Origin of the sequence: Amycolatopsis kentuckyensis, from assembly GCF_002155975.1 — a bacterium.
Lineage (GTDB): Bacteria > Actinomycetota > Actinomycetes > Mycobacteriales > Pseudonocardiaceae > Amycolatopsis > Amycolatopsis kentuckyensis.
Map to the genome: position 1 here is coordinate 1 of NZ_MUMI01000530.1, position 13,146 is coordinate 13,146.

13 protein-coding genes and 1 pseudogene are annotated in these 13,146 nt (G+C 68.7%); 8 read left to right on the forward strand and 6 right to left on the reverse strand.

The window, feature by feature from the left end; all coding sequences use genetic code 11:
- Positions 1-124: pseudogene (locus CCN39_RS49750) on the reverse strand (alcohol dehydrogenase); the annotation flags it as partial.
- 129 nt (positions 125-253) lie between these two features.
- On the opposite strand from CCN39_RS49750, the gene CCN39_RS40260 reads away from it, so the two are divergent.
- Both CCN39_RS40260 and CCN39_RS40265 read left to right on the forward strand, forming a co-directional pair.
- Positions 254-1,234 (forward strand): sugar-binding transcriptional regulator, encoded by a 981-nt coding sequence (locus CCN39_RS40260; RefSeq protein ID WP_086851421.1) that lies wholly within the window; start codon positions 254-256, stop codon positions 1,232-1,234.
- A gap of 129 nt (positions 1,235-1,363) precedes the next feature.
- Entirely contained in the window at positions 1,364-2,023 is a 660-nt protein-coding gene (locus tag CCN39_RS40265) for a hypothetical protein (RefSeq protein WP_244211215.1), read from the forward strand.
- On the opposite strand, the gene CCN39_RS40270 is transcribed toward CCN39_RS40265, so the two are convergent.
- Positions 1,911-2,237: a winged helix-turn-helix transcriptional regulator gene (locus CCN39_RS40270; RefSeq protein WP_086851427.1), complete on the reverse strand. Its 327-nt coding sequence runs from the start codon at positions 2,235-2,237 to the stop codon at positions 1,911-1,913. The two genes, CCN39_RS40265 and CCN39_RS40270, sit on opposite strands and share 113 nt — an antisense overlap.
- Before the next feature lie 67 nt (positions 2,238-2,304).
- Between CCN39_RS40270 and CCN39_RS40275 the strand changes: the two genes are divergently transcribed.
- The 4 genes from CCN39_RS40275 (at position 2,305) to CCN39_RS40290 (ending at position 5,222) form a co-directional block, all read left to right on the forward strand.
- Entirely contained in the window at positions 2,305-2,886 is a 582-nt protein-coding gene (locus CCN39_RS40275; protein WP_086851431.1) for an NADPH-dependent F420 reductase, read from the forward strand.
- Between the two features lie 67 nt (positions 2,887-2,953).
- On the forward strand, positions 2,954-3,628 hold the full coding sequence (locus CCN39_RS40280; protein WP_208630600.1) for a hypothetical protein: 675 nt from the start codon (positions 2,954-2,956) through the stop codon (positions 3,626-3,628).
- Positions 3,629-4,585: a hypothetical protein gene (locus tag CCN39_RS40285; RefSeq protein WP_086851436.1), complete on the forward strand. Its 957-nt coding sequence runs from the start codon at positions 3,629-3,631 to the stop codon at positions 4,583-4,585.
- A gap of 10 nt (positions 4,586-4,595) precedes the next feature.
- Complete coding sequence (locus CCN39_RS40290) at positions 4,596-5,222, forward strand: DNA-binding transcriptional response regulator (protein WP_158104593.1); 627 nt, start codon at positions 4,596-4,598, stop codon at positions 5,220-5,222.
- A gap of 44 nt (positions 5,223-5,266) precedes the next feature.
- Here CCN39_RS40290 and CCN39_RS50910 read toward each other — a convergent pair whose 3' ends face one another.
- Both CCN39_RS50910 and CCN39_RS40295 read right to left on the reverse strand, forming a co-directional pair.
- Complete coding sequence (locus CCN39_RS50910; RefSeq protein ID WP_167455324.1) at positions 5,267-5,416, reverse strand: hypothetical protein; 150 nt, start codon at positions 5,414-5,416, stop codon at positions 5,267-5,269.
- Between the two features lie 77 nt (positions 5,417-5,493).
- Entirely contained in the window at positions 5,494-7,998 is a 2,505-nt protein-coding gene (locus CCN39_RS40295; protein ID WP_086851439.1) for a DEAD/DEAH box helicase, read from the reverse strand.
- 151 nt (positions 7,999-8,149) lie between these two features.
- On the opposite strand from CCN39_RS40295, the gene CCN39_RS40300 reads away from it, so the two are divergent.
- On the forward strand, positions 8,150-9,418 hold the full coding sequence (locus tag CCN39_RS40300) for a SatS C-terminal domain-containing protein (protein ID WP_086851440.1): 1,269 nt from the start codon (positions 8,150-8,152) through the stop codon (positions 9,416-9,418).
- Positions 9,419-9,707: 289 nt separating this feature from the next.
- Here the strand turns inward: CCN39_RS40300 and CCN39_RS40305 are convergent, their stop codons facing one another.
- Together CCN39_RS40305 and CCN39_RS40310 are read right to left on the reverse strand one after the other, a co-directional pair.
- On the reverse strand, positions 9,708-10,910 hold the full coding sequence (locus CCN39_RS40305) for an MFS transporter (protein ID WP_086851447.1): 1,203 nt from the start codon (positions 10,908-10,910) through the stop codon (positions 9,708-9,710).
- 101 nt (positions 10,911-11,011) lie between these two features.
- Positions 11,012-12,106, reverse strand: coding sequence for an adenosine deaminase (locus CCN39_RS40310; RefSeq protein ID WP_086851443.1), 1,095 nt, complete (start codon positions 12,104-12,106; stop codon positions 11,012-11,014).
- Positions 12,107-12,318: 212 nt separating this feature from the next.
- Between CCN39_RS40310 and CCN39_RS40315 the strand changes: the two genes are divergently transcribed.
- The coding region (locus CCN39_RS40315; protein WP_086851445.1) for a PA containing protein at positions 12,319-13,146 on the forward strand (828 nt) is incomplete at its 3' end.

The following is a 13,146-nucleotide window of genomic DNA, read 5'->3' on the forward strand; positions in this document are numbered from 1 at the left end:
GCAGGTCGGTGCCGCAGATGCCGCACGCTCCGACCTTGACGACGACCTGACGTTCCCCGGGTTTCGGATCGGGCACCTCGCCGACCCTGATCTCACCGGGCCGGTCGACGATGGCGGCACGCATGCCTTACCCCTTCCTCGCCGCTCATATGAGCAACATTGACCTATCGCGTCGAGAACATGTGAAGGCATTACAGGTCTGACGTCGGTATTACGTCAACCTTTCGGCTGGATTTCGCGCTATTATGCTCATATGAGCGCCTCCCGGAAGACTGCTTCGCTCACTGAAGCGATGCTGCTGGCCACCGTCGCCCGGCGCTTCTACGTGCAGGGACGCTCCAAACTGGAGATCGCGGGCGAGTTCGGCGTCAGCCGGTTCAAGGTGGCCCGGATGCTCGACACAGCCATGGAGTCCGGCCTGGTCAGGGTGGAGTTCACGCTGCCGGCACCGGTGGACCTGGCCCTGTCGGACGAGGTGCGCTCGGCGTACGGCCTGGAGCGGGCTCTGGTGCTCGAACGCTCAACCGAGCGGGAGCCGAAGGAGGTCGTCCGGGCGAAAATCGGGGCGCTGGCGGCGCAGCTGCTGGAGGACATCGCGGTCCCGTCGGACGTCATCGGGCTGTCGTGGGCGCGGTCGGTGAACGCGATGACGGAGGCGGTGCGGTCGCTGCCGCGCTGCCCGATCGTCCAGCTGTGCGGGGTGCAGGCCGGGATGGACATGCGCGGCCGCTCGGTGGAGACGGTCAGCCGGGTGACGTCGGTGTCCGGCGGCGACGCGTTCCCGATCTTCGGGCCGCTGGTGCTGCCGGACCGGCGCACGACGGAGACGTTGCGGCGGCAGCCGGGGATCGCGGAGACGTTCGGCCAGTTCCGCAACCTGACCAAGGCGGTGGTCAGCATCGGCGCGTGGCAGCCGGGCGAGTCGACGGTGTACGACGCCCTGGACGAGGCCGAGCGCGCGGCGATCGCGGCCCGCGGCGCGACGGCGGAGGTCGCGGCCCGGCTGTTCGACGCGTCGGGAAACGCGCTCTCCACCGGCTTGGCCCACCACGTGCTGGCCATCAGCCACGAGGAACTGATGGCGGTCCCGGAGGTGATCGCCCTGGGCTACAGCAAGCCGAAAGCCGCGGCGGTGGACGCGGTGCTGCGGTCCGGCATGGTCTCGACGCTGATCACCGACGCCGCCGCAGCAGTCCCGTTGCTGGCGCTGGCGGCGAAGAACCCACCACGCTGATACTCCCCCCGGAGTACCTCGCTCGCGGTTTCGTACTTCGCCGGGTGCAGTCCTGCGTCGTGCGGCTCCGGGGCGAAACCCGGGTCGCGCCCGATGTCCCGGCCCCGCCGCTGCGCGAGCCTGGATCCCGTGACCGCAAAGACTTCTCCCCGCTGGCGCCAGGCCGTCGTCTGGCTGCACGTCGTGTCCTCGGTGGCCTGGATGAGCCAAGCGCTCGGCCTCGTCGTCCTGATGGCGTCGGGAGCGCCCGCGATGGCCGAAAAACTCGACTCCGTCCTGCTCGCGCCGATGGCGAACGTTTCCGCCTTCACCGGCCTGCTGCTCGCCGGCGCGACGGCGTGGGGCTACTTCCGGCACTGGTGGGTGCTCACGAAGTTCGCCCTGACGCTGGTGCAGCTCTACGCCGGGATCTTCCTGCTCTCCCGAGCCCTGCGGGAATCGGCGGACACCTCGGTGGTCGCCTGGCAGCAGATCGCCGGCGCCTCCCTGATGGCAAGCGCGCTCGCGTTCCAGGCGTGGCTCTCGGTCGCGAAGCCGTGGAAGAAGACGTCGTGGTCGCCGGCCGCGAAGCCGCCGACTGCGCCGACCTGGGTGTTCGTCGTGGGAGTCGCCGCGCCCGCCGTGGACGTCGCCGCCGGGATCACCCTCGGCTATCCGCTGCCGGCCTTGGAGCTGCTCATGCTGATCGTGCTGCTCGGGTTTGAGCGGCGAGCACGTCGTCGCCGTGCTCAGCGGCCCAGCGCCCGAACCCCTCGATCGGCTCCAGCAACGTCGAGCCCAACGGCGTAAGCGCGTATGCACCTTCGCGCCGCTCGACGAGACCGTCGAACTCCAGTCGCCGCACGGTTTCCGTGAGCACCTTCGCGCTGATGCCGCCGATGGTGCGACGCAGGTCGACGTGCCGCCTCGGGCCGTCTCGCAAGGCCCACAGCACCACCGGGTTCCACGTGTTGGCGACCAGGTCGAACGCGAGCCGCGTCCGGCGATCCGCGAGGAAGTCCATGGTTACCGTTCGGTTCCTTCCCGGGTCCCTACCGTCGTTCCGGTACAGCCAAGCACAAGGAGGACGCATGCGGATCGGGATCTTCGGCACGGGCGGGATGGCGGACGCGCTCGGCACGCAGTGGGCGCGGGCGGGTCACGACCTGATGGTCAGCGGCCGTTCGGACCCGGGCGACTTGGCCGGGCGGCTCGGCGCGGCGACCGGGACTTGGCGCGAGACGGCCGCTTTCGCCGACGTGCTGCTCTTGGCCGTCCCCGCCTCGGCGATCGGCGAAGTGCTCGCCGAGGCGGGCCCGCTCGCCGGGAAAGTCCTGGTGGACTGCACCAACGACCCGGAACTGACGGGCACCCCGGTGGCGTCGCGGATCACCACGGAGGCCCACGTCGTGAAGGCGTTCAACCTGGCCCACGTCGACGTCTGGCGGATGACCCCGCCGGTGTTCGGCGGCCGTCCCCTGTCGGTCCCGCTGTGCGGCGACGACCGGGGAGCGCTCGACGCGGTGAGCACGCTGGTCCGGGACATCGGCGCCAAGCCGGTGCCCGCGGGCGGCCTGGACCGCGCGGCCCTGCTGGAGGCCACGGCGGCGTTCGTCATCGGGCTGTGGTTCGCCGGCGAGGACGCGCAGGCGATCCTGACCCCGGCCCGGTGAACCTGCGCTCACTCCCGCAGCTGAAACATTCTCTCCTGCATCCGCGACCTAGGAGGCAAGAAATCGGGTGCCGTTGCCGATTACCGCGTTCGCCGAGGGGACTCCCGGATCCATGATCGTTCAGTGGTGCGTCAAGGGGCTTCACTTGTCCGATGACGACGAAGCAAAGCTCCTGATCGACAGCGGCGGAGGACTACTCTGCAATTGGTGGCGAAACGTCGGCCAGATCAAGCCGGTCGAGATCAGGCAGAAACTCACCCCCGGAAACATCGACCGTCACGTCAACCATTTCACCAAGACGGACCCGGCGACCGGCCACCCCTTCGCCAAGAACAGCCCGTTCATCTCCCTCTCCGCCGGAACGGTGGACAGGGACGCCGTCGCGAGGACGAACCTGGTGCACCGGGCCCGGAAGACCGCGTTGTGGTTCGGCACCCAGTTCGGACAGTACGACTTCGCGTACCTTTACACATGCTGGGTGATTCTCGCACCGCGCGCGGCGGTGGACATCGAAGGTATCGCCGAAGAGGTGCGCGACCTCAACGCTTATCGCCGGTACTCGGCGTACCAGACCGAGGGCGAAATCGCTGCGAAGGTCAACGTGCCGGACAACCAGATCAGCCATTGCGAGAAGTGGGAACTCCACGGCAGTCCCAGGAAGAGGTTTTCCAAGGCGTGGACCCATGTCAACCCGCGGTTCACCCCGCCGGAGATCCTGACGAACGTCCGGGAGCTGATCTGAGTGGCTGCCGAGCACGTCGAGTACCTCGATCTCACACCTGAACAGATTCGTGCCACCGCGCGCTTCCATGAGGCGTACGCGGCGACCGCCGTCCAAGAACTCGAATCGTTTACGCCGAATAGGATCAGCCGTCCGATCGAGGACGAGACAGCTTTTACGCTGATCGCCGACGCGGCCAGTGCTCTGCGGGAAGCAGGCCAGTGGGCCCTGCTCCTGGATCCGGAACGTGCCGGTGAGCTTCTCCGGCAGTCGGGCGCCCTCTTTCTCCGGTTGGGTCAGGCTTTCGGGGTGTATCTCGGAGTCGTGACCACCGGGTGGGAGTACGAAATGAACCACGGACTCCTCGCCCGAGTCCTCCGCAGCGCCATGGACGCACCGATCGACCGCACCGCGGAGGACGAGCCCAGAGTGCTACGGCAGAATCCCATGCCCGACATCCGGCTCCAGCAGCAGCAACAGGCCTATCTGGTCATCGCTGCCGGCTGCATCGCGGGCAGGACGGAGACCGCGGTCCTCCGCGCGGCATCAGCCGACCCACTCGACACTGCACTGGCCGCGATGCTGGAAATCTCGCCTCACCGCTCCGGCGTGCTCCCCGTGGGCAGCCTTGGCACTCCGATCCATCGGTTCTGGTCCGTGGCCGAACACCTTTTCCGAGGTGAGCATACCGACGCGGAAGGAATCGCCCGGCACATCGTCGCCATGTGCCGGTCCTACGAAGAAGCCATCAGCCTCGCTCGGGCAAACAGATACCTCTGGCGAAACGGAGCCGCCCCGGTGGACGTCGCCGACCTGGATATTTCCGGCATAGCCGCGATGACGACGAGGAATTTCGGCGAGGACGCCTTGCGGGACGCACTGGCCGAGGTGCCGGGAGGCCGCGACCTCAGCCGGATCGCCCAGGTGCCGATCGAACTGGGTATCGCACTGGCCTCCGGCCCCGATGTCGTCCAGTGAGGAGATAGCCGTGGATATCAACGTCGTGCTGCTGTTCCTCGTTTTGATCCTGGTTCCCGGCGTCATCACCCTGCTCTGGCGTGGCCAGCGGGGCACTACTCCCAGCACGCTCAAGCTCACCCTGTTGGACATCTTCAGCATGGACCTCAGTCTTTCGCCGTCGAACACCGCGAAGGCTGAAGAAGCCGCGCTCGAGGCCACCAAGGACAAAGGCAAAGAAGGCGTCCGGCCCGATTTGACCTCCATCGGGACGGAGAGCGTGCTCGCCCGGGTGCTGTGGGTCGACGACGTTCCCGACAACAACGTCTACGAGACCCTCGCCTTGGAACGCCTCGGAAAACTAGTCACCACGGCGACGTCGACGGAGACCGCGCGCATCTACCTGGAGCGGATGGAGTTCGCCGTCGTCATCACCGACCTCACCCGGTCCGGGGACCCGCGAGCCGGGGCGGATTTCATCCACGAGATGAAAGCAGCCGGGAACCCACTCCCTGTAATCGTGTACACCTCGGACGCAGCCGCGGTGTCCGAGGACCTGCTCGCGGCCGAGGTGGCAGCTGTGGTCGACATGCCGGAAGACTTGATCAAGGAAATCGAAGCCCACGCCGTGAAGCGGCATTCCGGGCAAGGTCGGTGAGGGCAGGCCCACCAGCCCGCCGTCATGTCAGCGGCCCAGCCGCGTCAGAGGCCGTATTCGATGGCGGTGGCGTTCGGGCCCTCCAGGAGGATCACGTACTCCACCATCGATGCGGCCGACGCGGCCGGGGCGATACCGACGACCACCACCGCGCCGAAGAAGATCCCGGCCAGCACGCGCTTCAAGTTCCCCATGGTCCCTCCCGGCTCGCGAAGCCTCCACGCTAACGCGAAACCGCGCCGCGGGACTGCGCCGTTGAGCGCAACCACGGTCAGTGGGCGCCCACCTCGGTCACCCGGACCACCGCCATCCCGGCCTCGTCCGACGCGGCCAGGTCGACCTCGGCGCTGATGCCCCAGTCGTGGTCGCCCGCCGGGTCGTCGAAGATCTGGCGCACCTTCCAGACGTCCGGCTGCTGGTCGATCAGCAGCAGCTGCGGGCCGCGCGCGTCCGGTCCCGTGTTGAGCGTTTCGTACTCCTCGAAGTAGTCCTCGATCGCGTCTTCCCACGCGTCGGCGTCCCAGCCCGACTCCGCGTCCAGCTCGCCGAGCACGTTCCACGCCCGCCGCCCGAACAGCTCGACCCGGCGGAACAGCTCGTTGCGGACCAGGACGCGGAACGCGCGCTCGTTGCGGGTGACGCCCGGCGGTGGCTCCGGCGGCCGGTGCGACACCGGGCCCTCCTCGGTGGGGTGCCGCAGCGCTTCCCACTCGTCCAGGAGGCTCGAGTCGACCTGGCGGACGAGCTCGCCGAGCCACTCGATGAGGTCCTGCAGCGACTCGGTCTTCGCCTCGTCCGGGACCGTGTGGCGCAGCGCGTCGTAGACGTCGGCGAGGTAGCGCAGCACCAGGCCTTCGGACCGGGCGAGCTGGTAGAAGCCGATGTACTCGACGAAGTTCATCGCGCGCTCGTACATGTCCCGCACGACCGACTTGGGCGACAGCTCGTAGTCGTCGACCCACGGGTGGCCCTGCCGGTAGCTGTGGAACGCGCCCTGCAGCAGCTCTTCGAGGGGCTTCGGGTACGTGACGTTCTCGAGCAGCTCCATCCGCTCGTCGTACTCGATGCCCTCGGCCTTCATGGCGTTCACGGCCTCGCCGCGGGCCTTGAACTGCTGCTGCGAGAGCACCGGCCGCGGGTTGTCCACTGTGGATTCCACAGTGGAGACGACGTCGAGCGCGTAGCTCGGCGACTCGAGGTCGAACAGCTCGATCGCGGCCAGCGCGAACGGCGAAAGCGGCTGGTTGAGCGCGAAGTCGAACTGCAGGTCGACGGTGAGCCGGATGATCCGGCCCTGCTCGTCCGGTTCGGACAGTCGTTCGACGACGCCGGCGGCGAGCAGCGCGCGGTAGATCGCGATGGCGCGCAGGATGAGCTTGCGCTGCGACGCGCGGTCCTCGTGGTTGTCCTCCAGGAGGTGCCGCATCGAGTCGAACGCGTTGCCCGGCCGCGAGATCACGTTCAGCAGCATCGAGTGCGTGACCTTGAAGCTGGACGTCAGCGGCTCGGGGTCGGCGGCGATGAGCCGGTCGAACGTGCTCTCGGTCCAGTTGACGAACCCCTCCGGGGCCTTCTTCCGGACGATCTTCTTTTTCTTCTTCGGGTCGTCGCCGGCCTTCTCGAGGGCCTTGGCGTTCTCGACGACGTGGTCGGGCGCCTGGACGACGACGTAGCCGTCGGTGTCGTAGCCCGCGCGCCCGGCGCGGCCGGCGATCTGGTGGAACTCGCGCGCCTTGAGGTGGCGCTGGCGGACGCCGTCGTACTTCGTGAGCGCGGAGAAGACGACCGTGCGGATCGGCACGTTGATGCCGACGCCGAGGGTGTCGGTCCCGCAGATCACCTTGAGCAGCCCCGACTGGGCCAGGGTCTCGACCAATCGGCGGTACTTCGGGAGCATCCCGGCGTGGTGGACGCCGATGCCGTGGCGGACCAGCCGCGAGAGCGTCTTGCCGAAGCCGGCGGCGAACCGGAAGTCGCCGATCAGCTCGGCGATGGCCTCCTTCTCGGCCTTCGACGTCACGTTGATGCTCATCAGCGTCTGCGCCCGCTCGATGGCCGCGGCCTGCGAGAAGTGCACGACGTAGACCGGCGCCTGGCCGCCGTTGAGCAGCTCGGACATGGTCTCGTGCAGCGGCGTCAGCGCGTACCGGAAGGTCAGCGGGACCGGGCGCTGCGCCGACGTGACCACCGCCGTCGGCCTGCCGGTGCGGCGGGTGAGGTCCTTTTCGAAGAAGGAGACGTCGCCCAGGGTCGCCGACATCAGGACGAACTGGGCGTTCGGGAGCTCCAGCAGCGGCACCTGCCAGGCCCAGCCGCGGTCGGGCTCGGAGTAGAAGTGGAACTCGTCGGCGACGACCTGCCCGACCGGGGCGTCGGCACCGAAGCGCAACGCGATGTTCGCCAGGATTTCGGCCGTGCAGCAGATGATCGGGGCGTCCGGGTTGACGCTGGAGTCACCCGTCATCATCCCGACGTTGTCGGCCCCGAAGATCTCGATGAGCTGGAAGAACTTCTCCGAGACGAGGGCTTTGATGGGCGCGGTGTAGTAGCTGCGGCGGCCCTGGGCGAGCGCGGTGAAGTGCGCGCCGACGGCGACGAGGCTCTTCCCGGAGCCGGTCGGCGTCGAGAGGATGACGTTCGATCCGGAGACGACCTCCATCACCGCCTCCTCCTGCGCCGGGTACAGCTCGATGCCCCGTTCGGCCGTCCAGGTGGTGAAGGCTCCGAAGAGGGCGTCGGGGTCGGGATCCGCAGGCAGGAGGTCTGTGAGAGTCATCAGGCGTCCATCGTGCCATCCGCTCGTCGCAAAGTCGGCAGGGGCGATCGCATCGCGACTGGGAAACCCGTAGGCTTCGCGGTACCGCGCATCGACTGGAGCATACTTCCGGTCTCGCGCGCACACGGGCGGTAATCCGGAGGGCTTAGGAATGGCACAGGACATCATCCCGATCGAACTCGGGCTGCCGCAGGGCGACGTCGTCACCCTGTGGGCGCCGCGCTGGCGGGAAGACGGCGAGGAGTGGGAAGCGTTCCTCGGCGACGAGGACGACCTGTACGCCTTCGCCGACGCCGCGCACCTGGCCGCGTTCGTCCGCACGTCCGAGCGGCACGACCTGCTGGACCACCCGGCGTGGGACGCCGTGCCGTCGCTGAACGTGCCGGAGCTGATCCCGGACGAGGACCACACGTACGACCTCGTCGGCGTGCCGGAGCTCGTCGCCGAGGAGCCGGACGTCTGGCACATCGCGGAGCTGGCGGAGATCGTCGGCATCGTGCGGTCGCTCGCCGACGTCTGCGACCTCGAAGAGGTCCACGAGATCCTCGACTCGACCGAGGGCTTCTCGCTGCTCGACCAGGGCACGCTGCCGTTCACCGGGAGCGTCGGCGTCCAGGTGTGGAACGACCTGTCCGAGACGGTGTCGCAGAAGTGGGACACCGTGCTCGACGCGATCGACGGCCTGGTGACCCAGCCGGAGGTCGACGAGAAGGTGCTGGAGCAGACGGCCGAGGAGCTGGCCGCGTTCCACGAGGAGTCCGCGGAAGCCGAGGCCGGCGCCGACGGCGAAGAGGACCTCGAGGCGATCGAGTCCCTCGACTCGGACTCCGACTCGGACGAGGAAGAGGAAGAAGAGGGTCCGGTCGGTTTCTGGGCCGAGGTCGGCATCGACCCGATCAAGATCATCACGTCCGGCGCGGAGTACTACACGCTGCGCTGCTACCTCGAGGACGAGCCGGTGTTCCTCGGCAGCGAGGGCGAGATCGACGTGTTCACGTCGACGGGCGCGCTGGCCCGCGCCCTGGCCGACGGCAAGGACCTGGCCGACACGGACCTCGCGGACGTGTCCACGTGGGACGAGGTCCTGGCCAAGGCGACGGCGGGCGAGCTCGAGATCGAGGTCGACCCGGAGAACACGTACGTCCTGACGGGCCTGGACGCGGACATCGCGGAGGGCCCGGAGGCGATCGACCCGACCCAGCTGGAGCTGGCGGTCGAGCTGATCACGGACGCGGCGGACTGGGCGGGCGACGACTCGGCCGAGACGGCCCTGGCGGGCAACGAAAGCCTGGGCTGGCTGGTGTCGTACGTCCTCCGTCCCGACCCGACGCGCCTCGAGCCGTCGGCGCCGTTCGACGCGGAGCAGGGCGCGTGGCGGAAGCTCGTCGAAACTTTCGAGAACCGCCTGACGGTCGCCTGACGTTTTCCTTCGAAGGCCGCCTCCCCATGATCCGGGGAGGCGGCCTTCGTCGTATCCGTCCACAACCTCGCCCCCCTGTGGACAGCTCGGCCTAGCGCCCCCGCGACGGCCGGTTTCCGTCGTGGGCGGCCGATACGCTGGACCCGGGGGGCGCCCCCGCGGGCCGGCGGGGGTCAGTGCTCCAAAGATGCTCCGCGCGGGCCGGCAGGGGTCAGTCCTCCAAAGGAGCTCCGCGCGGGCCGGCGGGGGTCAGTCCTCCGAAGCGTGCTCCGCGCGGGCCGGCGGGGGGTCAGTCCTCCGAAGCGGGCTCCGCGCGGACCGGGACCACCAGCACGGCCAGGGCCGGGAAGATCGCCGCCACGCAGAAGGCGAGGGCGTACCTGGTGTCGCCGATCACCAGACCCAGGAGCGGTGGGGTCAGGGAGGCCGCGATGTTCTGGCCCGTGTTCTGCGTCCCCATCGCGCGGCCCGACCACGCCAGGCCCGCCAGCTCGGCCGAGGCCGTGAAGCCCAGGCCGTTGTCCGCCACCGTGATCACCCCCGCCAGGGCCAGCGCCAGCAGGACCAGCCAGGGCCAGGAGGCGTCCCCCAACGCCACCAGGAGCATGACGAAGCAGCTCAACACCGCGAGCTGACGCATCGGGCGCAGCCGGCTGCCCACCCGGTCCGACCACCAGCCCGACCCAAGCCGCCCGGCGGCGCCCAGGACCTGGACCACCGCCAGGTACCAGCCCGCCGCCAGGGTGCTCCAGTGCTGCACCGCCACCAGGTACACCGGCGCGAACGCCGACACCGCGAACTGCGGCACCACCAGCAGCGCGCTCGCCCCGTGCACCCGCCACAGCGCCGCGTGCCGGTACGGCGACGGCGGCCGGAAACCGGGCGCCGGCCGAGGGGGCCGTGGCGGGTCCGTCACCAGCCACGCCACCAGCAGCGCCACCACGATCGCCAGCCCGGCCGGCAGCAGGATCGCCGCCCGGAAGCCGTGGTGCGCGGCCAGCGGGGGGAGCCCCAGCGCGGCCACGCCCACGCCGAGCGGCTGGGCCGTCTGGCGGATCCCCATCGCCACGCCCCGCTCGGACTTCGCGAACCAGCCCATCACCACGCGACCGCTCGCCGCGTTCACCGAAGCCGTACAGGCGCCCGCCGCCAAGAACACCCCAAAGAGGAGCCCGACCGGGTGATTTCCTGCCCCGGCGTACACCAGGAGTAACCCCGAGATGCCCAGGCCAAGGGCCATGATGAGGCGCTCTCCGTAACGGTCCGCAGCCGCGCCCCACCCGATCAGGGTGAACAACAGCCCGATGCTCGGCGCCGCGACGACCGTCCCGGCCTCGGCCAGCGTCAGCCCCTCCGCCGCGCGCATGGCCGGGACCAGGAACGGGATGCCGTACAGGAACGAGCAGCTCGCGGTCTGGGCGGCAAGACCGAGCGCGAGAATGAGCCACCGCCGTCGATTCGCCTGCAGCTGACCGCTCGCGACCTGCGCCATCTTCGTCACCGTCTCAAAATATGAGAAGAAGTTCCTACATGGTGAACGATAGTTGGCATGGCTAAGGACCGCAAGCGAGTTGCGGTCCGAAGCGGGAGAGGTCAGGCCAGCGCGGCGTACCCGGGCTTGATGACGTCGTCGATCAGCGCGAGCCGGGCGTCGAAATCGATGAACGCGGATTTCATCGCGTTGATCGTGAACCAGCGGAAGTCGTCGATACCATAGCCGAACACCTCGTGCAGCGCGGCGAATTCGCTGGTCATCGTGCATCCGCTCATCAGCCGGTTGTCCGTGTTCACGGTCACCCGGAAGCGCAGCTTGGCGAGCAGGCCGATGGGGTGCTCGGCGATCGAGCCGACCGTGCCTGTTTGGACGTTCGACGTCGGGCAGATCTCCAGGGGGATGCGGCGGTCGCGGACGTACGCGGCCAACCGTCCAAGGTGGACCGTGCCGTCCGCGTCGGTCTTGATGTCCTCGGCGATGCGCACGCCGTGCCCGAGCCGCTCGGCGCCGCAGTGCTGAATCGCCTCCCAAATGGACGGTAAACCGAAGGCTTCGCCCGCATGAATGGTGAAATGCGCATTGTTCTGACGCAGGTATTCGAACGCGTCGAGATTGCGGGTCGGCGGGAATCCGTCCTCGGGACCGGCGATGTCGAAGCCGGCGACGCCGGCGTCGCGGTAGCGGACGGCCAGGTTCGCGATCTCGAGCGCCCGGGCGTGCTGGCGCATCGCGCAGAGCAACGTCCCGATGCGGATGGTGCCGCCGTTCGCGGCCACCCGCCGTGTGCCCTCCGTGAACCCCGCTTGGACGGCCTCGACCACCGCATCGAGTGACAGACCGCGTTCGACGAACAACTCCGGTGCGTAGCGCACCTCGGCGTAGACGACGCCGTCGGCGGCCAGGTCCTCGACCGCCTCCGCGGCGACCCTGACCAGCGCTTCCTCCGTTTGCATCACCCCGCAGGTGTGGGCGAAGGTCTCGAGGTAGGAAACGAGTGAGCCGGAGTCGGCCGCACGGCGGAACCAGCTACCCAGCTCGGCCGGGTCCGTGGTGGGCAAACCGGCATAACCGGTCGCGTCGGCGAGCTCGGCGACGGTGGCCGGGCGCAGGCCGCCGTCGAGGTGGTCGTGCAGCAGCACCTTGGGTGCGCGGCGGAGTGTCTCGGTGGGCAGAACAGGGCTTTCGTCAGGCATCCCCCAACGGTAACCTCGTTGTCATTCCCCTACATGGCCGTAACTCTCAGGTTCGGGTTCACCCTCAGCGTTGACGATCATGCGACGAATCGGCCATCCGGGGGCGGCCTCCGCAATAGCTACTTCACGGGGGCCATACGCACAGCAATTTCGCAATGGATAAGCTTCGTGGCACGTCCCTCCATTTCCCCGCCGACGAAGGACACACAGCAGTGACCACTGACAACCACATTGCCGCCCCGTCCTTCGACCGGATGCGCAACATGCTGGTGCGCGCGGCCGAAGTGCGTGAGAGCGAGCAGCAGCAGATCTTCGACGCGCTCGACGACATCTACGCCCGCCTCGCGCCGGTGGACTCGCTGGGCGCGGTCCGCAAGCGGCTGTCCGAGATGCCCGACCGCACCGAGGTCAGCGTCCTGGCCGAACGCCTCGACGAGACGATGTCCCGCCTCGAAGCCCAGGACAACGCGATCGCCGCGCTGACCCGGGCCGTCGAGAGCATCGTCGACAAGCTCGCCAAGCCCTTCGCGCAGCTCGACGGCCGCCTCGACGGCGTCGCCGCGCGCTTCGAGGGTGTCGCCGGCCGGATGGACGGGCTCGAGGACAAGCTCCAGAACATCCACCGCCGGATCGACGAGCTCGGCGGGCACCTCGACAAGCAGGACGCGAAGATCGAGTCGCTGCCGCAGTCGGTCACCGGCCCGGTCCGCGAGCGGATCGAGCAGGCCGAGTCGGCGCTGCGCGACCGGGTCGACCACGCCGACCACGAGCTGCGCGGCAAGGTCGACGAGCTCAGCCGCGTCACGCAGGAGCGGGTCGGCGAGCTGGGCCGCACGACGCACGAGCGCATCGACGCCAACACCGAGGCGCTCAAGGTCGCGCTGACCGAGACCGGCGAGATGATCGACGCGTCCGACCGGCTGGAGAACCTGGGCAACCGGCTCGAAACGGTCACCACCCGCCTCGACGACCTGGCCTCCCGCCTCGACAAGGTGGAGGACGGCTTCCTCTCGGGCATCGGCGACCTCGACGGCGCGCTC